Below are 26,632 nucleotides of genomic sequence, written 5' to 3'. Positions count from 1 at the left end.
GTCTTGTGATAAAAAAATCAGGCATTTGCCTGATTTTTTTATGCTTTATTAAACCTGATAATACTGCCGATACCACTCTACAAAGTTTCTGACTCCATCTTCAACTGAAGTTGATGGTTTATAATTGACATATTGTTCAAGGGCATGACTGTCTGCAAAAGTATCAGGAACATCACCAGGTTGTAGCGGTAGTAAATTCAATTGTGCTTTCTGATTTAATGCTTTTTCAATGGCATGAATATATTCAATTAATTGCACGGGATTATTGTTGCCAATATTAAAAATTCTAAAGGGGGCATTGCTGCTGGCAGGATCAGGATGATAACTATCCCAGTCTGGATTTGGGGCAGCAATTTTGTCACTGCTGCGGATTACGCCTTCAACAATATCATCAATGTAGGTAAAGTCCCGCGTATGATGACCATGATTAAAGACCGGAATAGACTGCTGCTCAATAATATTCTTGGTAAATTTGAACAGTGCCATATCTGGACGGCCCCATGGGCCATAGACAGTAAAGAAGCGCAATCCTGTGGTTGGCAGTTTGAATAAATGACTATAACTGTGTGCCATTAATTCATTGGCTCGTTTTGTGGCTGCATAAAACTGAATGGGGTGATCAACACCATGTTGTTCACTAAAGGGCATGGTAGTATTGGCGCCATAGACACTACTGGTGCTGGCATAGGTTAGATGCGGTGTTTTGGCATAACGGCAGGCTTCAAGAATATTGGTAAATGCGATGATATTACTTTCTACATAGCTATGCGGGTTTTCAAGTGAGTAACGTACACCTGCTTGTGCTGCCAGATGAATTACACGATCAAACTTATGCTGCTCGAAACATTGATCTACCGCAGCTTTATTGGTCAAATTCTCTTGAATAAAAACAAACGTACCTTGCGCGGACTGTGCAATATGACGTAACTGCTCAATTCGTGCCTGCTTTAATGCAGGGTCATAATAGTCATTGAGATTATCAAAACCGACCACATCATCGCCACGTTCAAGTAGTTTTTTTGCGACAGCAAAGCCGATGAATCCCGCAGCACCTGTGACTAAAACCTTCATTCATCGCCTCCAAAAATATCTCGTGTATAGACCTTGTATTCAACATCCAGTAAATCTTTGGATAAACGATTGGCAATAATCACATCACACGATGCTTTAAAGGTATTCAGATCATTAACAATTCTGGATTTAAAAAACTCATCTTCCGTGAAGGTTGGTTCGTAAATAATGACTTCTATGCCTTTGGCCTTAATTCGTTTCATTACCCCTTGAATAGCAGAGGCACGATAGTTGTCTGAACCGCTTTTCATGACTAAACGATAAACCCCAACCACATTCGGATTTTTGGCGATAATAGAGTCTGCAATAAAGTCTTTACGGGTACGGTTCGAATCGACAATGGCCTGAATTAGATTACTGGGTACATTGTGATAGTTGGCAAGCAACTGTTTGGTATCTTTGGGCAGACAATAACCGCCATAGCCAAACGATGGATTATTATAATGATTGCCAATGCGGGGATCTAGACAAACGCCATCAATAACCTGTTTGGTTTCCAGCCCAAAGGTTTGGGCATAGGTATCGAGTTCATTAAAAAATGATACCCGCATGGCCAGATAAGTATTGGCGAAAAGTTTGATGGCTTCTGCTTCACTGGCATCGGTCAATAACACAGGAATATCTTTTTTGATCGCACCTTCAATCAAAAGATTAGCAAATTGTTGCGCCCGTTCCGATTGTTCCCCAATGATTATTCTTGATGGGTATAAGTTGTCATGCAGCGCCTTGCCTTCCCGTAGAAACTCAGGCGAAAAAATAATATTGTCACACGCAAACTGCTGTCTTAATTTTTCGGTAAAACCGACAGGAATGGTGGATTTGATGACCATTGTTGCATTCGGGTTAATGGCCAGCACATCTTTCACTACAGACTCGACACTTTGGGTGTTAAAGTAATTGCTTTGCGGATCATAATCTGTAGGTGTGGCAATAATAACAAATGTAACATCCTGATAGGCGTGTTGCTTATCTGTAGTTGCACGAAAATTTATCGGTTTTTCTTGTAAAAAATAACTGATATCGGCATCCTGAATAGGAGATATTTTATTGTTGAGTAAATCAACTTTGCTTTGCAAAATATCTAATGCGACGACTTCGTGGTGCTGTGCGAACAGCATTGCATTTGATAGCCCGACATAGCCTGTTCCCGCAACTGCAATTTTCATAATGACCTGACACTATTATTCAATTTGAATGAAAAGGATTGGATAGATGGTATTTATTATAACGGCTGGTTGAGGTGAAAGGCGGATTATTTTGCAATGAACCTGCTCAACTGATTGGTCCGAAATAAGGATAATATCATATTGCAGATATTTGGATTTTTGTAATTGGCACACCAAGTTGAGTTGTCACATGTCATGCCAATGAATTTTTTGCTATAATTATTGCCAGTTTTATTATCTAATCGAATTATTTCTATGGCACATATTTTAAAATTAGACGCTTTAAAAGAAGCGAAGGTTTCTACTTCGCCATATCCCTATTTCGTGGTAGAAAACTCATTAGAAGACAGTGAGGTTCAGGCTGTTATTCGGGATTTTCCCAAGATTGAACAGGGTGGAAGCTATAATCTTGATGATGTTGAACTGAAACCGAATTTCGATCGTTTTTTAAAGTCATTGGACTGCAAGGAATTTCGCCAGATACTGACAGAAAAATTTGATGTGGATGTGATGGAGCATCCCATGATGATTACTTTGCGTGGTTATTCCCGTCAAAAAGATGGTCGTATTCATTCTGATTCCAAAACCAAGTTACTCACCATTCTTATTTATCTGAACGAGTCTTGGGAAGCGCCTACCGGACGTTTACGTATTCTGAATGATGAAAAAGACATGGATAACTATGCCGCAGAAATTAATGCAGGTCCAGGGACATTGGTTGCATTTAAAGTCACCGATAATGGCTGGCATGGTTATGTACCTTATGAAGGCCAACGTCAGTCTATTCAAATTAATTTTTTAACCAGCGACAAAGCCAATGCCAAGCATCGTTTCATTCATGGTTTAAGTGCAAAAATGAAAAAATTATTTGGATAATTTTCTTTTCTTACAAAGGAGAACATGGTTTCTCCTTTGTATAGAAGGTTTTAGTATGTGATAAAAAATAAACAAGAAAATAATAGATTGGTTTTGTCCTTTGCATATTTTTAAAAAATTCAATCTAAACTCAAAATTATTGATCATTTTAGTCGTATTGTTTTTGATTTAGTTTATTGATATTTTTTAAATTTAATCATAAAAATAAAGTCTGTTGGGAACATGCTAAATCATGTGGATTGCGCAAATATAATGACAATAATGTTATGATATAAACAGTCGAATAGCAGGATGATTGATGATGCCGGTCAATAACATTGAACAAGATTCACAGCTTGGCCAAACACAAGAGGATAATATTATCCTGTGTATGAAGTGGGGTACAAAATATGGTGCGGAATACGTCAATCGCCTGTACAACATGGTCAGTCGTCATTTGACTTTGCCATTTAAAATGGTGTGTCTAACCGATCGTACAGAGGGCATAAATCCTGAAGTACAATGTTTTCCAATACCACCATTAGATTTACCCGCAGGTAGTCCGGAGCGAGGCTGGAATAAACTATCCACCTTTGAACCTGATTTATATGGACTACGAGGTAATCTATTGTTTCTGGATTTGGATGTGGTGATTATTGATAATATCGACTGCTTTTTCCAACAGGAAGGAGATTTTCTGATTATCCATGATTGGAAGCGTCCATGGCGTATTACCGGAAATAGTTCGGTCTATCGTTTTAAACTGGGGGCTTTTCCGGAAATTTTACCTTATTTCCGTGAACATTTTGACGAAATCAGTAATCGATTCCGTAACGAACAGGAATATTTAACTTGGTTTGTAAAACAAACAGGTAAGTTGAGTTATTGGCCGGAAAGCTGGTGTAAAAGCTATAAATATCATTGTTTACGCAAACTCCCTTTAGCTTATGTCTTGCCGCCTAAAAAGCCTAAAGATGCTAAAATTATTATTTTTCATGGTGAAGTAAATCCACCTGATGCGATTAATGGCGGTGGTGGAAAATGGTATCGCCATATTTTGCCGTCAGACTGGATTAAACAGGCATGGCAGTAACAGGGTTTTAACTTTTGCCTGCTTTATAATCAATTTTGGCAAAATAAAGACTTCAGAACATCATCATAAATATATTGATGCTCGCTCATTCATCCAATGAAAGCGTCTGATTTATGATGATTTAATAAAGCGTTTTAAGAGTTGACGTAAATGAATAATACAGCACAATATATAGATGTGGTGATTGCCTGGGTAGATGGAAATGATCCAAAACTTAAGCAGAAACGTCAACAGTATTTAAATCCTGAACAAGCATCTGATGCCGTCAGTGATACTCGCTTCGCCAGTAATAATGAAATTTATTATAATGTTGCGTCTATTTTAAAATATGTCCCATTTTGCCGTCATATTTATATCGTTACAGATCAGCAACAACCAGAATGGATTGATGAATTTGCTAAGCAAAATATTTGCACCGTTGAAAAGATAAAGATTGTTGATCACCGCGATATTTTTGCAGGTTATGCGCAATATTTGCCCACATTTAATACACGTTCTATTGAGAGCATGCTGTGGAATATTCCTGGATTATCGGATGATTTCATTTATTTAAATGATGATTTCTTTTTTAATCAGCCAGCAGATATTACAGATTTTATTCAGCAGGATAAAATGGTTATTTATGGTCACTGGACCAATAGCAGTATTTTAAAGGTCAAATTAAAATATCGTCAATTTTTAAACAAACAATTTGGCAAGCCGATTCAGCCTGGACATATTATTGCTCAAATGCTTGGTGCAGATATTCTTGGATTTAAAAAATTCTTTGAAATTCATCATTATCCGCATATTGTGGATCGAAAAATTCTAGCGGATTATCTGCTAAAATCACCAGAATTGCTGGATCGACAAATTCGCTATAAGTTTAGAAGTGTAGAACAACTCAACCCAATTTCTTTAATGAATCATTTAAAAATTCAAAAAGGTGAAGCCATTTTGAAACCGGATATTGAGATTGCTTATCTAAAAAATCAGCAAGGATTGACCAAATTTATACAGGATTTGCAGTCGAATACGATTAAATATGGTTGTATACAGAGTCTTGACCAACTTGATCAAGATGCAGCTCGGCAAATATCTACCGCTTTAAATGCTAAGTTTGCAGGATTTTTACCCGAATCCTTACTTCAATACACACCTGTTTAAGAGCATAGAATGAAAGTCATTACTTATTTAATTAATCTTGATGGCAGCAATCAGCGTCTGGAAAATGCCAGTCAACAGTTGCAGTTGGCACAGGTCGAGTTTAGCCGTTTTCCCGCTTATGATGGCCGGGGTAAAAATTTATCTGAATTCAAGGATTATGATGATATAGAGGCCAGAGCAATTTTAGGCCGTAGTTTATTGAATTCCGAAATAGGTTGTTATTTAAGTCATTATGGTTGTGTTGAACAGTTTTTAAAAACTGATGCTGACTATCTAATTGTTTTAGAAGATGATATGAAGATTGTCACGGATTTTAAAACAGCTATTGATGGCATACTTGATTATTTACAGCAACATCAAGATTTGAACTGGTATTTGATTAATATTGCAGCAAAAAAGAAAAAACTGGCAAAAGATATTACACTTATTGGTGAATATTCACTTTGGCACGCCTATTATTTTCCTATTCGTGGCTTGGGTTTAATTTGGTCTAGAGCAGGGGCAGAAGAATTTCTAAAAGTAGGTAAGAACATCAATGTGCCTGTAGATATTTTCTTCCAACGCTGGCTAAGTAAAAATGGTCTAGGTTTAGGTGTTTGGCCTCCATTGGTTCGTCCACGTGGTGTCGATAGTGATATTTTAGGTACAGTTGCTGAACAGGGGATTAGTCGTAAAGACAAAGAAAATCGTAGTCTTTCCCATGGTTTGAAAAAGCAAAAACGGATGTGGCTGGATCGTTACCATGCCTTAAAGCATTTGATTTCTTGATCGCGTCAAATTATATAAATTTTGATGTTCATCAACTGACTATAGTGTGAAATTAATATGAAAATTTTTAAAAAAATATTTTACCTGCTTAAGTTTCATTTTATGTATCATTATAAAATTAGACAGGTGAATAAAAATATTGATAATTATGCAGGTATGTTGACTTTTAATCCGGTCAATAAAAGCATCATTTTACCTAAAAAAATATGGATATATTGGGAAGGTGATTTTCCGGAATTTGTTGAGAAATGTATTGTTAATATTCGTGAAAAAAATTCGGATTATGAGGTTTTTGTGCTTAATCCTGAAAATGTACACCAATATACCAATCTTGATTTTTCTCAATTAAAAGAAGCAACACCACAACAAAAAGCAGATTTATTAAGATTTGATCTTATTTACCGTCATGGTGGTATTTGGTTGGATGCCAGTATTATTGTCTATGATAGTTTGGATTGGATTCAAAATATCATGCAGAAGAACCGGACGGAAAGTTTTGCCTATTATAGAAGAAAAAATACTACCAATCTAAACTATCCTGTAATAGAAAACTGGTTATTGGCAAGTGTTCCGAATAATATATTCTTTAAACAGTGGTATGATGAGCTATATATTGCCATTCAACAAACACCCAAAAAATATATACAACAGATTAAACAAACAGAATCAAATACTCAAGATATTTTTCAACGGATCAGTAATTTAGAATATCTGGTTGCCTATGTAGCTTGTCAAAAAGTATTAAGACAATCTTTTCCAAGTATTACATTGATTGACTGTGATCAAAATGCTTTTTTCTATCAAGTTAAAAATCGATGGGTGAAAGAAAAAATATTAATTGATATGGCAATTAACTATCCTGCTACAGAGTATCCAAAATTAATTAAATTAGCTGGAAAAGAACGGAATTATTTATGTCAATATTATGATAGGAATTTATATTTTAAAGGATCACTTATAGATTTTTAAAAATATAAGATTTTAGATCAGTTTTTTTGAAAACTTTTATCGCACTATTAGGTGATAGATTGTAAACCTCAATATTATGATCCTTAAAGAAGTCAGCGGCGACATTAAATGCCTGTGAAATTGCTTCAAAATCTTGTTTTAATCTAGTTGGCTGTTTATTGTCATTAGATTCATAAAATCGAGGAGAGTCAAAATTATTCATGTCTAAACCGGCAATAAGAATTTTTTTGTAATTTAAAGCATAAGCGATTTGTAATGCAACATATGCTACAGTATAGTAATCATAGACTGCATGAAAGAGCTCTGTTGAAAATCCTATATTGTTTTTCATGTAAGTATGAGGTTCAGTGTTATCTATCATTATTTTAGAACCCATAAATCTTTCTAGCTTATTTTCAGTGATAGTTTCTATAACTTTAAGATGAGCTTTAATATTCTTAATATCATATTTACGTAGAATAATTTCTAGGCAACGAGGTGTGGTAAAGAATATACATTCAGTATTTTCTAAAATTTTTAAAATAAGATTGAATTTATTTATCACAAAATCATGATCAATCACGATATAGTATTTAAATTGAGTATGACTGAGGCTTATTGCACCATTAAGTCCAAGATAGTCAATCCTATCGTTCTGAAAAGATGTGGATTCTATTGTTTTAATAGAAGGGCCAGTGGCAATAATCATGCAGGTGTTATTTTGATGTTCTGCTATGACAGTATTGTCAGCAATAAGGATATTTTTATAAAAAACTTTTTTTAATAAGCCATGTTTATCTCGTTCAACTCTAAAATAAGGCCAATAGCGACGGTTGTGATTGAATTTTTTAGTATGAGAAATTTTATACAAATATTTAAAAATATTTCTGAAAAGAGTGTTTGTAAAAAAATTATTCATAGCATAAAACTCTTTAATATAAAGCTATTTTACTTCTATGAATGAGTTTACTTAATTTTAGATAAAATAATCCAGAAAACTCAGGCATAGTTTTAAAGTCAATCAATAAGTTGAAATAATTAAATAAAAATTAATCATCTAAGGTAAATTTATCGCCTTTAAATTTTGATTTGATTTTACGCATTGTGTGAATGAACCAATTATTTTCATCCTCTGGACGAGTCACTTTATTGCCATGATAATGAACTTGTGTAGCCTTGGAAAAAGTGCCATAAGGTTCAACTTTATAGTTTTCAAGTTGATAACCTGCTGTGAGAGCTTCCTCATAATATTGATCGAATAATTCGGCTAAGTCTTGACGAGGATGGGTAAAAATTTCTCCATCAAACCAGTGTTTTTGTCCTTCTAATGCTAAACGAGGGATAGAATATTTATGTGTGAACTGTGTACCCATGTCAGAATAATGAAGAATTTTAATTTGTTCGATATCCAAGCCTTCGCCATCAATACAGTTATAAGAATCGAGGTAAGGCTGTACAAGATAAGGTTTATTTTTGAGTAATTGCATCATGTTTTTATGTGAGTTTGGATCTGATTGTAGTTTTTTCAACGGATATAAATATTTTTGTGCTTTTTCACAATCCCATACACAAGTACAAAGACGCGCTGAGCTTTTATTTCCTTTGGCAATGACAATAGCCTCCTCTGCTAACGGATGGTTCCAAAGCTCTACAATATCACAGCGTACCAATACATCAGCATCCATGTAAATTGCACGTCCTTTAAAGTCACATAATTCCGGAATAGCCCAGCGAAAACCCGAAAAAGGAGTTGCCCATTTTTCGGTATGCCAGCCTTGTTGCTGTTCCTGATTAGTGTACCAAGGGCTTTGTGGATCGTGGCTCAACTGCATCCATATAATTTCGACAGGTTGGGAGGTATGCTTATGGATACTATAGTCCAATACCATCATTTGCTCTAAATCACAATTATTTGGATCACAGCCAACGAAAATTTTAATGGTACCATTTGTCATATATAGAGCCACCGCTAAGGATACTTAGTTTAATATTTTAACAAACTCTTGGAGTGAAAAGAATTCATTTCCCAACCGTTTTTGTACTGCAATTTTATCTGTCTATATATTTGAGAGTTTCTAAACTTCTATTGCTAAGTATAGAGCTACTCGAGTGACGAAGAAAATTTAATTTTCAATTTCTCAATCAAAACTGTCCGGTAGTCTGATGAGTTGATAGGGAGGGAGGTCTAATATGTTTTTGATCCAATTTTTAAAGCCATATTTTTCAACAATTTTTTTATCAATTGGAGTAAATGGCTTTGCTAAAAAAGCTGTCAGTCCAGTAAGGTCCTGTCCATCCCATATGAGGATATTATTAGGATGATAAAAATCATAATTCTGTACCATTTTATTATTGGTGATTAATTTTTTCTCATAATATAATGCTTCAAATGTCCGAAATGATAAGCCATTGTGTATGGGATTTACCACATCAACCAATATATCTGATTGATTAATACGCTTTATATTTTCATCAAAGTCGATATTTTTTTTGATAAATTTAATTTCTTTGCTTGGATACTGAAGATGAGCATTTTGCTCGCCGTGACGAAACTTAATATTAAAATCTAATATTATCCCGTGCTTAACTAATTCTTGTGCACAAAAATTAATAGACATAGAACGTTCATCAAAATGTAGACCAACAAAGTAGGCAATAATTCCATGATGTGCAATTGGCTGTGGTTGGTACATATCAAAATAAAAATTTGTGCAACCTAGTAAAGGGTAACTTGCATAATCAGGATTTGATAAATCTGTATGATCAAAAATAAAAAAACGATCAAATAATTTAATAGAGAATAACGTATCAGGAAAACGGCCTAAGCCGTTCCATTGATAACCAATAAATTTCTGATAAGTATATGTTTTAATTAGTTCTAACTGTGTTAAGGAAAATAAATCTGGTCGTATGACTAACGCATAATCAAAATTTTGATTAGAAAGTTTGTCGTTGATTTCTTTAACGATAATTTGATTTTTAAGAAATTGTTTGGCTTCGGTTTTATAAGTGGAAGCATTGACATGGAAAATTTTACGGAAAAAATGACAAATAGAAATTGTAAAAGGAAGTTTTAAGCGCTTTAAATGTTCAGGAGAGCTATTAATAAATTCAATATCAAAATTATGATATTTGAGATTATCTTGAATAGGTGTAGCAAAATTACTATGGCTTGGCATCGCCAGAATCATTTTAATTTTTTTCAAAAATGTTTTCCCTATTTAAAATAGCATTAATTTGCTGACTTTTCAGCGTAAATTCCCTTCAGTTCCGGATTGCCCCGAAACCGCTTATATCCCCACATATATTCGGCTGGAAAACGATTAATCATCTTTTCTATCGCTCGATTTAATGCGGTGGTGGCAATCTCAATATCTGTATCATAGAGTTTCGGATCATTAAGATCATCACAGTAGACTTCAAAACCTTCGCCATTTTCAAGTCGAAAACAGCTTAAACCAACTAAGCGACAATGGGTTTTTTGCGCCATTTTACTGGCCAATGTACTGGTTAAGCAGGGAACGTTAAAAAAAGGGACAACTATGCCACCTGAAGGTTGTGGTACATGATCAGGCAAAATTACACTAAACCCCCCTTGTTTTAATGTTTTAAATAAAGCTTTTACCCCTGTACCATCAGTTGGAACCAAGACAGCATTTAGACTTTGTCGTGATTGTAATACAAACGCATTAATTTCAGGATTTCTCATGGGTTTATACATAATGGTCGGTGTGCCATATTGATGTACCCATGCATTCATGATTTCCCAAGTCCCTAAATGTGGGGTAATAATTAACGCACCTTTTTCATCGGCTAAAGCCTGTGTTAATACATCAAGATGATGCACAGTCTGAATTTGTTTGACACTCCATTCGGGTGACATCGCCCAGCATTTCAGTGATTCGGCATAAGATAAACATTGTTTGGTTACACTTTCTTTTGCCAACTGCTCACGCTGTTGATCTGTCAAATCTGGATAGGCAAGTTTAAGATTTATTTTCGTTTTCCAAAGCATTCCAGTATTAGGTTTTTGATTGATAAACCATGCAGCCATACGTGCGCTTGCTTGAATTACAGTAAGCGGAAGATAACGAAAGAGTTTAAGAATCTGCATGAAAATTTAACAAACCAAATTTATTTAAGACGAAATCATAGCGTTAGCGGCGTGATGATGCAATTCGCAATATAGATCAGGATAAGGATTGTATATATTCAAGGCGATCATATTCTGAGCGGGCAAGTGTTTCTTGCATATTTAACATTGCATTTTTGATATCGTTTAAGTCTTTTGCATTGCCACCACTTAGCGCTTGTCGCCATTTACGAGCACCAGGGAGGTTTTGAAATAAACCAAGAATATGCCGTGAGAGAATCGACATCGGTGCACCCTCATTCAGTCGCTGTTCGATATAGGGTAGCATTTGCTGCATAATTTCAAAACGATCCGGCGACTTTAGATTCCAGAGTTTGCCTAAATCTGCCAATAGATAGGGATTATGATAGGCTTCACGTCCAATCATAACGCCATCAACATGCTGTAAATGCCCCTGTGTTTCTGCAACAGTTTTAATCCCACCATTAATTTCAATGGTGAGATGTGGACGATCTTGTTTTAGACGATAGACATCTTCATAGCGTAAAGGTGGAACTTCACGATTTTCTTTAGGTGATAAACCTTGCAAAATCGCAATGCGGGCATGTACCACAAAATGCCTACAGCCAGTGGCAGCAACAGTATCGACAAAACTCAGCATTTCTTCATAGGATTGCATGTCATCGATGCCGATACGGTGTTTAATCGTGACCGGAATATTAACAGCATTTTGCATGGCAGCAATACATTCTGCTACAAGATCGGCTTCTGCCATTAGACATGCACCGATTTTATTATTTTGCACACGATCACTAGGGCAGCCAACATTAAGATTGACTTCATCATAACCCCAGTCCTCTGCTATTTTTGTGCATTGCGCTAGTTCTTGTGGATTGGAACCGCCAAGCTGTAAAACAATGGGATGTTCTTGCACATTAAAATCTAGATGGCGTTTTGCATCACCATAAAGAATTGCACCTGTAGTGACCATTTCGGTATATAGAACAATATGTGGATTGAATAAACGAGCAAAAAAACGATAGTCGCGCGTAGTCCAATCCATCATCGGTGCAACACTGATACGAGGTTCTTTAGCGATTTCAATGGGTTTATCAATATTCATATTAAAAAACATACCTTTACAGTGTTGCTGATTTTAACTTATTTCGATTTTTTACGCCGTATTTTATATCCTATTTTTTGTAATTTACGTTCTAATAAAATGACTATGGCGTAAATTATAGCAATCATGCTATAGCCTAAACTCACAGAGGAAGTCGAGGAAAATCCAGATATTTTATTAGTCAGATAATGATAATTAATATCCTAATAAAGGTATTGCTTCTCTAATTAAGTGAGTAATTATAGTAACATAGCGTATTATCAAAAAATAAAATCGGCTGATATATTGAAGCATCATGTGATTTTATAGAAAAAGTGATTATTAAAATGTATGTCGAATTTTATCACTTCTGATTTATTATATATTTAAAAAACAATGATTTATGTTATTTCTTTATTAAAAATAGTATTTCCATATTTCACCATTAAACAGCTTACTAATGATCTTAGTTCTGAGGATCAGGATTAATTAAAGTTTATTTAAGCAAAAGCATTACTCAAAGTTAGAGTAATAGGGGGTGTATAAAATGACAAAAAATAAGCGTGTTATACCAAGTTTTTTTTATCTGACAAAATAAAATAATTGTATCTGTTGGATTTGTTATTTATCAGTTGAATTTATATTTATTTCTCTATGTATATAAATTTATTAGCAAATTTACAGGTGCCGCATCCAAAATTAAGAAATACTTTGAAGGAAGTACATTATGTTTTATAAGAACTGTTCTATCGCAGTCATCTCATCGCTGTTATTTATTGGGATGGCACATGCTAATACGGGTACCATCACATTTAATGGAGCTTTAACATCAGCAACTTGTGATGTCGACATTGCTGGTGCAGCCTCACCTACTGTGACTTTACCTACCTTGAGTATCAATCAATTAACTGCTGCCGCGGCTACTGCTGGTACAACTGGTTTTACCATGAGCCTTTCTGGTTGTACAGGGGTTGATGGTAAAAGTGTTGCTGCATTTTTTGAATTAGGCGCCACAGTTGATGCCAGTACTGGTCGTTTGATAAATACTGCATCGACAGATGCGGCAACAAATGTTCAACTTCAAATTCTGGATACAGATCGTACTACACCAGTTGCGGTAGGAAATACAACTCAGCTTTCAAATAATAAATTTACTAATTTTGCAAATGGTGCATCTTCTTTAGAGCTTCCTTATGCAGTTCGTTACTATGCAACAGGGGCAACTACAGCAGGTAATGTTAACTCATCTGTAGTTTACTCTCTAATTTATAAGTAAGTTAAGCATGCATTTCCATTCATAGAATGGAGATGCATTTTCTATTTTAGGGGAGTGGTCAATGAAAAAATTTGGACTGAAGCTGGCATTATTTTTATTATTTACACCTGTATGCTGGTTTGAGGTGCATGCAAGTGTCATATTAGATACGACAAGACTAATATATAACGATACAGATAAAGAAGTATCGTTGCATGTATTTAACTCGGGAACATACCCTGTACTATTACAATCATGGATTGATGCTGGAAATATTAAATCAACACCAGAAGATATGGATGTACCATTTCTAATTACACCTCCTATTACACGTATAGACAGTAAAGAGTCACAAACATTGCGTATTCGGTATATAGGAAGGAAGCATGATAAAAATCAAGAAACAGTTTATTGGTTAAATGTATTGGAAGTACCACCTAAGTCTGACTCTTCTGAAAATGAACTGAATGTGGCTTATAGAACAAGAATAAAACTTTTTTTAAGACCCGAAATTCTAAAATCTTTAGATTTATCAACATTAGTGAAAGCTGTGAAGTGGAACATAATTGGTAATAAATTAAATATAATCAATTCTACACCATTTAATATATCACTAGTTGATATTAATCTGGAAAGTAATGGTGATAAGTTTGATATTCCTGGTGAGATGATTTATCCCTATTCAAGTAAATTGTTTGAATATAATTTGTCTAATAAAGTAACTAAGTCAAATTTGAAGGTAACTTTAAATTATTTAAATGATTTTGGTGGTTTGAATTCAGCTTTAATATCGTCAGATTAACTCTGATGTGGGTGGTATTATGAATCTTAAGGTCGTAATAAAAATATTTTTTGGCTCACTGGTTCCATTGTGGCATTGTAGCTTTGGATGGGCAGATGAATTAAACGATAAGGTTGAGCATGTACGATTTAACGAAGATGTTATTTTTAGTAAGTATAAAAATGCTATCAATCTTAAAAGATTTGAAAAAAATGAAATAATTCCAGGTTTATATTATATGGATATCTATGTAAATGAAGAGAAAATTGGCTATTTTGATGTTGATGTTAGAGATATGGAGGGTAAAATAATACCATGTTTAACTACAGAAATTATTTTTAATATTGGTTTAAAAGAAAGTGTTTTAAGTAGTATTAAGGAAAAAATTGATAATTCTAATATGTGCTTTGATATAACTAAATTTTTAAGTGGATCGAAATTTAGAATTAATTCAAGTGATCAAAATATTTATTTATCTATACCACAAATTTATATGGATACAAATCCAAGAGGTTTTGTTTCACCTAAATTATTAAGTAATGGTATGAATTCTGCATTTTTAAATTATAACTTAAGTGCCTATGATAGTCAGTTTGAAAACAATAATACAAAATCAAGTTTTTTCTCTGTAAATTCTGGTATAAATTTATGGGGATGGTTTTTTAGACATAATGGTAATTATAGTTATTATAACGATAAATATAACTCTAAACATTCTTATCATAATATGAATACTTATCTACTAAAAGATATTTTTTCATTATCAAGTAAGTTAATTATTGGTCAAAGTAATACATCTGGCAGGGTTTTTGATTCTATTAATTATACAGGTATCTCTCTTTCTAGTGATGATGCAATGTTGCCAGAATCTTTAAGAGGATTTGCCCCTGTTGTTCGTGGTATTGCACAAACAAATGCTAGGGTTACGATTAGACAGAAGAATTCTATTATATATGAAACGACAGTACCCCCTGGTGAGTTTGTCATTCGGGATCTTTTTCCCACAAGTTATGGTGGGGATTTGCAGGTTGTTGTACGAGAAGCCAATGGGTTTGAATCTAGTTTTATCATACCATTTGCTTCAGTCGTAGATATGCTACGGCCTAATGCATATAAGTATGAGGTAGTGGCTGGAAGCTATAGAAATGAAAATATTAAAGATGGTCAGCCATTTTATCAGCTAACCTATCAAAGAGGTTTGTCCAATTTCATGACTTTGTATGGCGGTAGTCAGCAAAGCGATTATTATGGTTCTTATTTATTGGGGAGTGCTTTTAACTTTCCTTTTGGTGCATTTGCAGTCGATGTAACACATTCAGGTACACATGGCTTAGAGGATAATCTTACAGGGCAGAGTTACCGTTTGAGTTTTAATAAGCGTATTAATAAAACACATAGTGACATTACATTGGTTGGATATAAATTATCGACGGAAAACTATCTGGATTTCGATAATGCAATGTTATATCAGGAACAATTAAAAAATGGTTATACACTGAGTACAGATTCTTTTTTAAGGCCGAAAAATAGATATACATTGAGTTTGAATCAGAATTTAGGCGCTGAATATGGGCAACTATATATTTCAGGGCTTTATGAAAATTACTGGAATAGTTCTCATACAGGTAAGCAAATTCAATTTGGCTATAGTAACGCATGGCGAAGACTTTTCTACTCTTTAAATGTGAGCCGATATAGCAATCAATTCAATGATAATGACTATTCTTATATGCTTACTTTAAATATTCCTTTAGGAAAAGAAACCAAAGGTGCTCTAACGTCCAGTTTGGGTCGGAATACGAGTGGCGATTGGTATGAACAGTTAATGCTATCTGGATCTTCAGGGAAAAATAATCGCCTAGGTTGGTCTGTAACCACCAATAAGACAGAAGGCGAGCTACTTAATGCCACATTAAGTGGTAATTATACTAGTCCTTTTACTACTTTGGTTGGTTCTTCCAGTGTAAATGGTGATGCCAGAACAATAAGCGCCGGTGCTTCAGGTGCGATCGTGGCACATCCGTTAGGTGTAACATTTAGCCCTTATTCAAGTAATGGATATATTATTGCCCATGCAGAACAAGCAAAAGGTGTTGAAATTTCAAGCTATCCTCATTTAAAGCTAGATTTTTTAGGAAATGCAGCGATTCCAGTTGGATCTCCTTATCAAAAAAATACAGTAAGTTTAGATCCAAAGAATCTTTCTAATAACATTGAGTTAAAGTCATCGTCAAAAGATGTTTATCCAAGAAGTGGTGCAGTGGTTTTAGCAGAATTTGATACTAAAGTTGGTTATCCACTGCTATTAAAACCCATTCATTCCCCGTCGATTGCACTTGGTACAAATGTGTATGATGGAAATATGAATATAGTGGGGCAAGTCGGTCAGGGTGGTCTAATATACATTCATCCTTCTACTGTACAGGGGATACTTACGGTTTCCAACAGTTCGGCTCAGGAGAGTATTTGTACCATAAAATACGATATTCACGACCAGATAAAAATTGATTCTACTTCTAGTTTATACATATCAAATTATTCATGTGAATAGTGTTCATTAAATGAATGGGATACTTTTATGAAATTTAGAGATCATCTTTTTAAGTTAAACTGCCTATCAATTTTAGGTTTTGGATTTTGTTATGCTTCTGCTACTCAGGCAGCCTGCGTTGTATCCTCTGGAAGTCCTGTAACAACCACAATTCCTATGAATATTGGAAATATTTCTGCAGGAAGTGGTATGGCAACAGGAACTGTTCTCGCTCGCCAAACCATTCATGGATATCAGGATGTTTCCGTAAAGTGTGGGGTGAACTCGACATTTGCAGGTTTTAGGTTTGAGGGGGGAACATTATTATCCTCAACAGCATCGGGAGAGATATATGAAACAGGAATCCCCAATCTTGGAATGCGAGTTAAATTGTATGATGGTGCCTTTGCGCCAAAAACTTATCCCGGGACACTACAAAACGCTGATGGTAGTTGGGCATCTCGTATTTTTTCAGCTTCAGGATATTTAAAGGTTGATCTTGAATTTGTCAAACTTGGAGATATACCTGCTGGTGGAACAATCAATGGGTCTATACTGCCAAGGCTCATCATTTATGCAGCAAGCATTTCAAATCCTGCTGACCGTTACACAGTTGCAAACTATGGCTTTGGTGGTACGGTTGTCTATAACACACCTACATGCGCTACGCCTAATTATCAATATAATTTAGGGTCACATAATGTAAGTGTTTTACCGACAAATGGTTCATCTACGGTGTGGACTGCAACACCGATAACGTTAACCGGATGCAGCATATTTTATGGTAATAATAGTGGAGCCAATAGTTCGGCATCTTACCAGATCACAGGTTCAAATTCTGGGACTCCAACAGCAAACAGCCTTACAAAAAACTATGTTAATTTAGATTTTCTATTACCTTCAGGTGTTGAATCTATTCTCGGAACGACAGGTCTAATATCTGGTGATAGTACATCTTCTGCAAAAAATGTTGGTGTACAAATTGGTTATGATTCCAGTAGTACTAACACTTATGTGCCTGTTGATCTTACTTCAACCACTACAATTAGACCTAATATTGGTGGTAGTGGTAACTTGACTTTTCCATTTGCTGCACGGCTATATCGTTATGGTGATCAAGTAGTTTCAGGAAAAATAAATAGTTCGCTTATATATGTTATTTCCTATCAATAATATGATCATATTTTTTATAATCGTAAATTTAAGGGGTTGAATATTATAGGTGTTGAGAGCATCATTAATAATAGGAAATAAAGTTTAAGGAAATGTTTACGGTTGTTTTTTAATTGTATAATTAGAGTTGCACTATGAAACGTTTTTATCATATTAAATCTTTAAATAGTGGTTTAATTGAGTTATTGGAAGTTTTTATCGATCAACATAATCTAAATATTCCTAAGCAATTACATTATTATGATGTAAATGAAAGAGTTTCTTTTATTGAATGGTTTTCATTATTAGAGGAAATAGCACAAAAATATAAGGGGCCAGCGATTGAATTGGAAATAGCACAATGTGCCCAATTTTCCCATTTTGGTGTTTTAGGTTACCTTGGTCAGTCTTGCCAAAATATCTCTGAAGTCATACAAGTCTTTGTTAGATATCAAAGGCTTTGTTATGACTTCCTTCAACCAATAGTCTCTGTGGAAGGTTCAGATATTAGAATTAGTTGGGAATCTAATTTCGACATAATGAGTAGTTCTTTAGCAAACACGACAATGATTGCTATTTTATTTAATGTTGTTAGTCAATTTGTTTTTCCACAAAAAATTAAGTTAAATAAAGTTTATCTGAGCTCAAAAAAACCAAAAGTTACACAGATTTATGAAAGTTTCTTTGGCTGTCCTATTGAGTTTGAAAAAGATAAAATATGTATGTTTTTTTCTCAAAGTATTCTAGACTTAAGTATACCGAATAGTGATCGGACATTGAATAGTATTTTGATTTATCAGGCAGAAAAACTGCTTGATGAGCTTCCTGAAGTTAATTCTTTTGATGAGAGAATTCAAGCTACGATTATAGAAGCAATTCATGAACGTAATATTTGTATTAACAATATCGCTAAAAAATTAGGTTTATCAACACGTATATTACAAAATAAATTGCAGCAGCAAAATCGCACCTTTAAACAGTATTTAATGCAGGTGCGTAAAGAAAGGGCGTTATTATATTTGCGGGATAGTTCCTTAAGTGTTAGTGATATAGCTGAACTACTTGTTTATAATGAACAAAGTTCATTTAAACGTGCATTTAAAAGCTGGTTTAATATGAGCCCATTACAATATCGTCGTAATATGATACGAAAATCGAATGTGAAAAATATTGAGATCGAAAAATAATTTATAAATAGAGTTGTTATAAGTGGTTATAGTAACCCTGAGAATTAATTAATAATTCTAGTATATAGATTAAGAGATCTTATACGATGTAAGACCTCTTATATTCATGCAGAATTTTCTGTCCATATTTTAAGAGAACATGCTATTTTAGTTCTCCTTATTCTTAAAGTGAAATTGCCAATTTTAAAATCCGTTAATGAATTTGAAATCACCTAAAAATTTTTGGTAATTGACAGGGTTGCAGTTGCGTCAATTGGATTAGAAATCCGAGCATTTGGATTACCATTACTATATGCTTTATAGTAATTATCTTTATCCCATGCTTTGCTATAGATGAGGCTTGCAGTAAAGTGATGCGGCAATTCTTTGTTGACTGCAACACTGATATCTTGAAAGTTCGCTGCCGAGAAATTTTTAATACGCTGATGACCATAATGTGCATTTACAGACCAGTCTTCTGTGATGGGTTGATCCCAATTGATATCTAAGTAAGCTGATCCACGGGAATGTTGTGGTGTATCAGTGCCTAAAGTATCAGCGTTATTACCAAAATAATCACGAGTGTAAGTGACAGCATATTTAACTGTTAAAGGTCCATAACCAATTTCGGGAATAATTTCACCATAATTAAAACGTGTATGTCCTGTTTCAGCTGTGGTTTTTGCACCAGGATAATAGTAATAAGCGGCGGTAACGCCTAAGGAAAGATTGCCTAAATCATGATAATAACCCGTGTAAACATCCCACTCGACAGTGGCATCACGGATAAAATGATCACTGACAGTCGATGCCCATGTTCCAGCAAATACACCGCTTGGATGGCTGTAATCCAGTCCCCCTTGCAGGGCTGGTTTTCCCCATGTTTGCTGAAAGCCTCTGGAAACATATTGACTGGCAAGCGTGAGGTTGGCACTTAATGGGGAGATGGTTTCTGGGGCTAACTCGGCAGCATAAACAGAAGGTAAATATAATCCTAAAGTGATTGAAAGGAGCAGTTTTTTCATTTTTTCCCTTGGATGTAACTAGCACCTTATCGGACCTAAGGTGCTGTTGGTAAGACATATTTTATTGAAATGGACGTAGTGGTGTTTGGCGTATAGGTGCAGTGTCTGCTTTGAAATAGCCAGCTTGGGAAGGTGGTAGTTGTTGGCCACGGATTTGATCGGCAATTTTCTCAGCAATCATAATTGTGGTGGCATTTAAATTGCCTGTGATAATGATAGGCATGATCGAGGCATCTACCACACGTAGTCCTTGCAAACCATGGACACGGCCTTGGCCATCGACGACTGCCATATCGTCTTCGCCCATTTTGCAGCTGCATGATGGGTGGTAAGCTGTTTCAGCATGGTCTCGGACAAAACTATCCAGTTCGGCATCGGTTTTGAGTTGCATACTGGGGCTGATTTCCTCACCACGATATGCGTCAAGTGCTGGCTGATGCATGATTTCACGGGTGATACGGATACCATCACGAAATTCACGCCAATCCTGTTCTGTGGACATATAGTTAAACAGGATACTTGGGTGTGCAAATGGGTCTTTTGATTTCAGTTTAATCCGACCACGGGACGGCGAGCGCATGGAACCGACATGTGCTTGAAAACCATGTTCTTTTACTGCATTACTACCATTATAGTTAATCGCAACAGGCAAGAAATGATATTGGATATTAGGCCATTCAAATTCTTCAGATGAACGGATAAACCCACCCGCTTCAAACTGATTACTTGCACCAATACCTTTGCCTAAAAACAGCCATTCAGCGCCGATAGCAGGCTGATTATGCCATTTTAATGCTGGATAGAGTGAAACAGGCTGCTTGCATTTGTATTGTAAATACATTTCCAAATGATCCTGCAAATTCTCACCGACACCGGGCAAATCCTGTACGACATCGATGTCCATTGATTGAAGGAATGTACTTTGACCAACACCTGAACGTTGTAAAATTTGTGGGGAGGCGATTGCGCCGGCGCAGAGCAAGACTTCACGCTTTGCGTAAGCCTGTTTCATGTTTGCTTGATCCGCGCCAAGAATATATTCCACCCCAATGGCTTGTTTTTGAGTAAAGAGGATTTTGTTGGTTGTGGCATGGGTGACGATGGTTAAATTAGCACGATCTTTCGCCATATCGAGATAACCACGTGCGGTACTGGAACGACGGCCATTTGGTGTTACCGTCCGGTCCATGGGGCCAAAACCTTCTTGCTGATAACCATTTAAGTCGTCAGTACGTGGGTAGCCTGCCTGTACACCTGCTTCAATCATGGCATGGAATAATTCATTATTACCTTGCTTTGGCGTTGCCACAGACACCGGTCCACTGTCGCCATGGTAATCATTGGCACCAATATCACGTGTTTCGGCTTTTTTATAGTAGGGTAGACAGTCGGCATAGTGCCAGTTTTCAAGCCCTTTAATGCTTGCCCACTGATCCAGATCCATGGCATTGCCACGAATATAGCACATGCCATTGATCAGGGAAGAACCACCTAAACCTTTGCCACGACCACATTCCATCCGACGATTGTTCATATGTGGTTCAGGATCGGTTAAATAGGCCCAGTTATAGCGACGACCTTGTAAGGGATAGGCCAGTGCTGCGGGCATTTGCGTACGAAAATCCAGTCGATAATCTGGGCCACCGGCTTCTAATAATAAAACTGAAACATCTGCATCTTCAGTTAGGCGGGCAGCAAGGACATTACCTGCCGAACCCGCACCAATAATAATATAATCGTATTCTTGCTTGGTCATAATTTTCCTTATTTATGTTTGGATCAGAACTGAAAGATTGCTTCTGTTCAGTTCGTGCGAAAGGAGGGGAAATACTTAGAAAATACTGTGGTAATCGCCAAGCTCAACTTGAATGGATTTAACGCGGGTGTAATGTGCCAAGGTGCTGATACCATTTTCACGGCCAACGCCGGATTGCTTATAGCCACCGACTGGCATTTCGGCTGGGGATTCGCCCCATGTGTTGATCCAGCAAATACCGGCCTCAATCTGATGAATAATACGATGTGCTTTATTAATGTCTGGGCTGACCACACCTGCGGCTAAACCAAAAGGTGTATTATTGGCACGTCGAATCACTTCTTCTTCAGTCTCGTAGCTGAGAATACTCATCACAGGGCCAAAAATTTCCTCCTGCACAATTCGCATATCATCGCTACAGTCTGTAAACACTGTCGGCTGTACATAGGCACCTTGTGCCAATTCGCCTGTTGCACGTTCCCCACCAATAAGAAGTTTTGCGCCTTGTTGTTTGCCAGAATTGATGTAAGACAATACTTTTTCCATATGCGGAAAACTGATCAGTGGGCCAAAATTGGTTTGATTGTCCATAGGATCGCCCATGCGAATGCGTTTTACACGTTCGACTACGGCCACTTCAAAATCAGCTAAAAGTGTTTTAGGCACAAAGACACGTGTGCCATTGGTGCAGACTTGACCTGAACTAAAGAAGTTCGCCATCATCGCAATATCAGCCGCCTTATTGAGATCAGCATCATCACAAATAATCAGTGGGGATTTACCGCCCAATTCCATGGTGACCTCTTTGAGGGTGGAACCTGCGGCACTTGCCATGACTTTTTTGCCCGTTTCTACACCACCAGTAAATGAGATTTTTTCAATACCGGGATGTTCTGTGAGCCATTGGCCAATGTCACGACCTGCACCTTGTACTACATTAAATACACCATTGGGTAAGCCTGCTTCGGTATAGATTTCTGCCAGTTTAAACGCGGTAAGCGGTGTGACTTCACTGGGCTTGAAAATCATGGCATTACCAGCGGCAAGGGCCGGCGCAGATTTCCATAGTGCAATTTGAATCGGATAATTCCATGCGCCAATGCCCGCAACCACACCTAAAGGTTCACGACGAGTATAGAAAAAGCTAGAGTCGCGGAGTGGCACTTGTTCGCCCTGAATCGCGGTAGCAAGGCCTGCATAGTATTCCAGTACATCTGCACCTGTGACAATATCAACGGTTGAGGTTTCGCTATATGCCTTACCAGTATCAAGTGTTTCCAGTTGGGCCAGTTCATCATTCCGTTCACGCAAAATATCTACTGCACGACGTAAAATACGAGAACGCTCCATTGCGGTCATCGCAGCCCAGACTTTTTGTCCTTGTTTGGCACTGTGTACCGCTTTTTCAATATCTTGTTGAGAAGCCTGTTGAATGCTGGCAATCACTTTACCATTGGCGGGATTAATACTATCAAAACTTATACCACTGCTGGCAGGGGTGTATTGGCCATGGATATACAATGGATGAATATGCACATCATTCATATGGTTTCTCCTCTTGTTTATTCATTAAGTTTGGCGCGTTGCAACTGTATTTCTAAATAATCGTAAGCAATATGTCTGGCGGATTGACGATCAAATCGATCATACTGATTTAAACCGCCACGCAGCCATAGACCATCAATTAAAGCCGCAAGGCCGCTTGCGGCGGTATCTGCCTGATCATCTGGTAATAGTTTAAGAAACTGAAATTTTAGATTTGAATACAGGCGTCGATCATTGACCCGTTGTAAACGCGCAAGTTCAGGGGTATGCATACTGGCAGACCAAAAATCTAGCCAAACTCGCATCGCCATCTTATTCACCTGACTTAAGTCAAAATTGGCATTCACAATCGCCTTAAGATAGTGTTCCGGCTGTGGATCATTGACTTCCGCTTTGTACTGCTGAGTAATTTGGTACAGTCTTTTCAGCATTTCTCGCATACATGTCGTCATCAGTCCTTGCTTGTCACCAAAATAATGACTCACGATGCCGGTAGAGACTTCAGCTTTTTTAGCAATTTGAGCAATCGTGGTATGAGATAGTCCAACCTCATAAATCACTGCAAACGCTGCATTGATAATTTCTTCACGACGTTCATGTTCGGGTTTAACGATGCGTTTTTTCATGCTTGTATGCCATAACTCACTAAAATTTAAACCGATAATAAAATATTTAAAAAACAGCACAAGTCGCGATTCATATTAATATAACCTTTATTGATTGAATGTTCAATCAATAAAGGTTATGCTTGTTACAACAGGGTTTTTATATGAGTCTTGTAAAAGTGATCGGACACAGCTATTAAAGTGTTGATCTAATGATCAAGATGGTCCATTTTACTGAGGAGATGTTTATTTTTTGCCAGAGACGTTGTTGGTACTAAGTCAACAACACTGCAAAGGGAACAGGGTTCAAACCTGATTTTGATCAGCAGGTTTCATTTCTAATCTTTTATGACATTGTTTTTCATATGTGATGTTTGTCATGGCAGTACGATGCTGTCAGGCAAGAGAACATATTTTTTTAAATTCACTTGAGGATTGTATGGTGACAGATAATCCAAGAGCAGTTGATAATTCATCCATTCAAACAAAAGATCATTTAAATCGTGTGGTCTTTTATGTTTCAGCGCTCATTATTTTAATATTTTCATTTACCACGATTTTCTTTAATGATTTTGCCAATCATGTATTAAATACTGTGCTGGCTTGGGTTAGTTCCACGTTTAGCTGGTACTACTTACTTGCCGCAACGCTCTATTTAATTTTTGTGATTGTTGTTGCCTGCTCACGCTATGGCGATATAAAACTGGGCCCAAAACATTCCAAACCAGAGTTTAGCCTGCTCAGTTGGTCTGCGATGCTATTTGCTGCCGGGATCGGAACAGACTTGATGTTCTTTTCTGTGGCAGAACCATTATCCCATTATATGAATCCACCCGTTGGCGAAGGACAAACCTTTGAAGCCGCGCGACTAAGCATGGTGTGGACCTTATTTCATTATGGTTTAACGGGATGGGGCATGTATGCTCTGGTTGGCATGGCATTGGGCTATTTTAGTTACCGGTATAATTTACCTTTGACCATCCGTTCTGCCTTGTATCCAATTTTTGGTAAAAAAATTGATGGGTCAATTGGTGATAGTGTAGATACCGCTGCGGTGATTGGTACAATTTTCGGGATCGCGACCACCTGCGGTATTGCAGTGGTACAGTTAAACTACGGTTTACATGTGTTATTCGATTTGCCGGAAAACTTATGGGTACAAACGACATTAATTATTGTCGCTGTGATCGTCACCATTATTTCTGTAACAACCGGCGTCAACAAAGGCATTCGCATTTTATCTGAAGTCAATGTTTATGTGGCAATTGGCCTGATGTTATTTGTATTGGCAGTTGGCAATACCGAGTTTTTACTCAATGCCTTGGTACAGAACTTTGGCGATTATATTACGCGTTTTCCGAGTTTGGCATTGGAAAGTTTTGCCTTTGAACAGCCCAAAGACTGGATGAATAGCTGGACCATCTTTTTCTGGGCATGGTGGGTGGCTTGGTCACCGTTTGTTGGCTTATTCTTGGCGAGAATTTCTCGCGGGCGTACCATTCGTGAATTTGTCTGTGGTACCTTGATTATTCCCTTATTATTTACCATGACATGGCTGTCCATCTTTGGTAGTAGTGCATTATATAATGTGATCTTTGATGGTAATACTGCACTTGCGGAAACTGTACTGATCAATCCTGCGCATGGTTTTTATGATCTGTTGGCACAATATCCCGGTTTTGCCTTTATTGCGGGTGTTGCCACAATTACTGGCTTATTATTTTATGTGACTTCTGCTGACTCAGGTGCGTTGGTGCTAGGAAATTTTACGACAAAATTTTCGAGTATTGATAATGATGCACCGCGCTGGCTGCGTGTGTTCTGGGCAATTGCAATTGGAGTGCTAACCCTTGCAATGTTGATGGCAAATGGAATCACTGCTTTACAAAGTGCAACGGTGATTATGGGACTGCCGTTTAGTTTTGTGATGTTGTTGGTTATGGTCGGTTTATATAAATCCTTGCGCCTCGAGGATTATCGTAAAGCCAGTCGAAGTCTGAACGCTGCACCTGTCGTTGGTAATGTGGATATTCTGAACTGGAAACAGCGTTTATCCCGAGTGATGCAGCATCCCGGTACAACCGAGACGCTCCAGATGTTAGATGGTGTTTGCCAGCCTGCCGTTAAGACTGTTGCCGAAGAACTGATTAAACAGGGCATGCAGGTTGATGTGACAACGACACCACTGAAAGAAAATGATGCCCTTTATCATCTTGATTTAACAATTTATTTGGAAGAGGATTATAATTTTGTCTATCAGATTTGGCCCGTGCGTTATACTGCACCACAGTTTAGTGAACGTGGTAAATCCGGCAAACATTTTTATTATCGTTTAGAAACATTCTTATATGAAGGTTCACAAGATAATGATTTGGTAGGGTATACCAAAGAGCAGGTGATTAATGACATTCTGGATAAATATGAGCGTCATATGTCATTCCTGCATATGAATCGTATTGGTCCTGGGAATCGTCCGCTATTTCCAGATCCAGAGGATTAACATCAGTTAAAAAAGAGGCGATAATTCGCCTCTTTTTAATCGTTACGAAAAACATTACTGGATAAAGATTCGATC

Annotated in this window: 22 protein-coding genes; 11 read left to right on the top strand and 11 right to left on the bottom strand. The window is 36.7% G+C overall.

Annotated elements, in window-relative coordinates; genetic code table 11:
• Positions 1–48: 48 nt before the first annotated feature.
• Positions 49–1,071, bottom strand: coding sequence for an NAD-dependent epimerase (locus CAP51_RS03440; RefSeq protein WP_087619342.1), 1,023 nt, complete (start codon positions 1,069–1,071; stop codon positions 49–51).
• A complete protein-coding gene (locus CAP51_RS03435) occupies positions 1,068–2,237 on the bottom strand; it encodes a nucleotide sugar dehydrogenase (RefSeq protein WP_087619341.1) in 1,170 nt (389 codons plus the stop codon). Before CAP51_RS03435 ends, CAP51_RS03440 begins: the two co-directional genes overlap by 4 nt.
• A gap of 255 nt (positions 2,238–2,492) precedes the next feature.
• Here CAP51_RS03435 and CAP51_RS03430 point away from each other — a divergent pair, with 255 nt between their 5' ends.
• The 5 genes from CAP51_RS03430 (at position 2,493) to CAP51_RS03410 (ending at position 7,068) form a co-directional block, all read left to right on the top strand.
• The gene (locus CAP51_RS03430; RefSeq protein WP_087619340.1) at positions 2,493–3,113 is read left to right on the top strand and encodes a 2OG-Fe(II) oxygenase; all 621 of its coding nucleotides are present in this window, start codon (positions 2,493–2,495) and stop codon (positions 3,111–3,113) included.
• Positions 3,114–3,414: 301 nt separating this feature from the next.
• On the top strand, positions 3,415–4,185 hold the full coding sequence (locus CAP51_RS03425) for a glycosyltransferase (protein WP_087619339.1): 771 nt from the start codon (positions 3,415–3,417) through the stop codon (positions 4,183–4,185).
• Between the two features lie 150 nt (positions 4,186–4,335).
• Entirely contained in the window at positions 4,336–5,331 is a 996-nt protein-coding gene (locus tag CAP51_RS03420) for a stealth family protein (RefSeq protein ID WP_087619338.1), read from the top strand.
• Positions 5,332–5,340: 9 nt separating this feature from the next.
• The gene (locus CAP51_RS03415; protein ID WP_087619337.1) at positions 5,341–6,099 is read left to right on the top strand and encodes a glycosyltransferase family 25 protein; all 759 of its coding nucleotides are present in this window, start codon (positions 5,341–5,343) and stop codon (positions 6,097–6,099) included.
• Between the two features lie 57 nt (positions 6,100–6,156).
• Positions 6,157–7,068, top strand: coding sequence for a glycosyltransferase family 32 protein (locus CAP51_RS03410; RefSeq protein WP_087619336.1), 912 nt, complete (start codon positions 6,157–6,159; stop codon positions 7,066–7,068).
• Here CAP51_RS03410 and CAP51_RS03405 read toward each other — a convergent pair.
• From CAP51_RS03405 to dusA, 5 genes are all read right to left on the bottom strand, one after another.
• Positions 7,055–7,966, bottom strand: a complete 912-nt coding sequence (locus CAP51_RS03405) for a lipopolysaccharide biosynthesis protein (RefSeq protein WP_087619335.1) — start codon at positions 7,964–7,966, stop codon at positions 7,055–7,057. The genes CAP51_RS03410 and CAP51_RS03405 overlap by 14 nt on opposite strands.
• Positions 7,967–8,096: 130 nt before the next feature.
• Positions 8,097–9,002, bottom strand: coding sequence for a glycosyltransferase family protein (locus tag CAP51_RS03400; protein ID WP_087619334.1), 906 nt, complete (start codon positions 9,000–9,002; stop codon positions 8,097–8,099).
• Between the two features lie 183 nt (positions 9,003–9,185).
• The gene (locus tag CAP51_RS03395; protein ID WP_087619333.1) at positions 9,186–10,253 is read right to left on the bottom strand and encodes a WaaS/CpsH family glycosyltransferase; all 1,068 of its coding nucleotides are present in this window, start codon (positions 10,251–10,253) and stop codon (positions 9,186–9,188) included.
• A 26-nt stretch (positions 10,254–10,279) separates the two neighbouring features.
• Entirely contained in the window at positions 10,280–11,161 is an 882-nt protein-coding gene (locus CAP51_RS03390; protein WP_087619332.1) for a lysophospholipid acyltransferase family protein, read from the bottom strand.
• A 76-nt stretch (positions 11,162–11,237) separates the two neighbouring features.
• Positions 11,238–12,263, bottom strand: a complete 1,026-nt coding sequence (dusA, locus tag CAP51_RS03385) for a tRNA dihydrouridine(20/20a) synthase DusA (RefSeq protein ID WP_087619331.1) — start codon at positions 12,261–12,263, stop codon at positions 11,238–11,240.
• 706 nt (positions 12,264–12,969) lie between these two features.
• Between dusA and CAP51_RS03380 the strand changes: the two genes are divergently transcribed.
• The 5 genes from CAP51_RS03380 to CAP51_RS03360 all read left to right on the top strand — a co-directional run bounded on the left by CAP51_RS03380 (position 12,970) and on the right by CAP51_RS03360 (position 19,147).
• Positions 12,970–13,518: a fimbrial protein gene (locus CAP51_RS03380; protein WP_087619330.1), complete on the top strand. Its 549-nt coding sequence runs from the start codon at positions 12,970–12,972 to the stop codon at positions 13,516–13,518.
• A gap of 61 nt (positions 13,519–13,579) precedes the next feature.
• Complete coding sequence (locus CAP51_RS03375; RefSeq protein ID WP_087619329.1) at positions 13,580–14,299, top strand: fimbrial biogenesis chaperone; 720 nt, start codon at positions 13,580–13,582, stop codon at positions 14,297–14,299.
• Between the two features lie 19 nt (positions 14,300–14,318).
• Positions 14,319–16,829: a fimbria/pilus outer membrane usher protein gene (locus tag CAP51_RS03370; protein ID WP_087619328.1), complete on the top strand. Its 2,511-nt coding sequence runs from the start codon at positions 14,319–14,321 to the stop codon at positions 16,827–16,829.
• Positions 16,830–16,856: 27 nt separating this feature from the next.
• Entirely contained in the window at positions 16,857–17,981 is a 1,125-nt protein-coding gene (locus CAP51_RS03365) for a fimbrial protein (RefSeq protein ID WP_087619327.1), read from the top strand.
• A 134-nt stretch (positions 17,982–18,115) separates the two neighbouring features.
• Positions 18,116–19,147, top strand: a complete 1,032-nt coding sequence (locus CAP51_RS03360; RefSeq protein ID WP_087619326.1) for an AraC family transcriptional regulator — start codon at positions 18,116–18,118, stop codon at positions 19,145–19,147.
• Between the two features lie 212 nt (positions 19,148–19,359).
• On the opposite strand, the gene CAP51_RS03355 is transcribed toward CAP51_RS03360, so the two are convergent.
• From CAP51_RS03355 to betI, 4 genes are all read right to left on the bottom strand, one after another.
• A complete protein-coding gene (locus CAP51_RS03355) occupies positions 19,360–20,151 on the bottom strand; it encodes a TorF family putative porin (protein WP_087619325.1) in 792 nt (263 codons plus the stop codon).
• Between the two features lie 61 nt (positions 20,152–20,212).
• Positions 20,213–21,907 carry a choline dehydrogenase gene (gene betA, locus CAP51_RS03350; RefSeq protein WP_087619324.1) on the bottom strand — a complete coding sequence of 565 codons (1,695 nt, stop codon included), beginning with the start codon at positions 21,905–21,907 and terminating at the stop codon, positions 20,213–20,215.
• Positions 21,908–21,982: 75 nt separating this feature from the next.
• Positions 21,983–23,452 (bottom strand): betaine-aldehyde dehydrogenase, encoded by a 1,470-nt coding sequence (gene betB, locus CAP51_RS03345; RefSeq protein ID WP_087619323.1) that lies wholly within the window; start codon positions 23,450–23,452, stop codon positions 21,983–21,985.
• 17 nt (positions 23,453–23,469) lie between these two features.
• Complete coding sequence (betI, locus tag CAP51_RS03340) at positions 23,470–24,078, bottom strand: transcriptional regulator BetI (protein WP_087619875.1); 609 nt, start codon at positions 24,076–24,078, stop codon at positions 23,470–23,472.
• A 418-nt stretch (positions 24,079–24,496) separates the two neighbouring features.
• On the opposite strand from betI, the gene CAP51_RS03335 reads away from it, so the two are divergent.
• Entirely contained in the window at positions 24,497–26,557 is a 2,061-nt protein-coding gene (locus tag CAP51_RS03335; RefSeq protein ID WP_087619322.1) for a choline transporter, read from the top strand.
• The last annotated feature ends 75 nt before the right edge of the window (positions 26,558–26,632 follow it).

Origin of the sequence: Acinetobacter populi (assembly GCF_002174125.1) — a bacterium.
Lineage (GTDB): Bacteria > Pseudomonadota > Gammaproteobacteria > Pseudomonadales > Moraxellaceae > Acinetobacter > Acinetobacter populi.
This window is presented reverse-complemented; position numbering and strand designations above follow the sequence as displayed.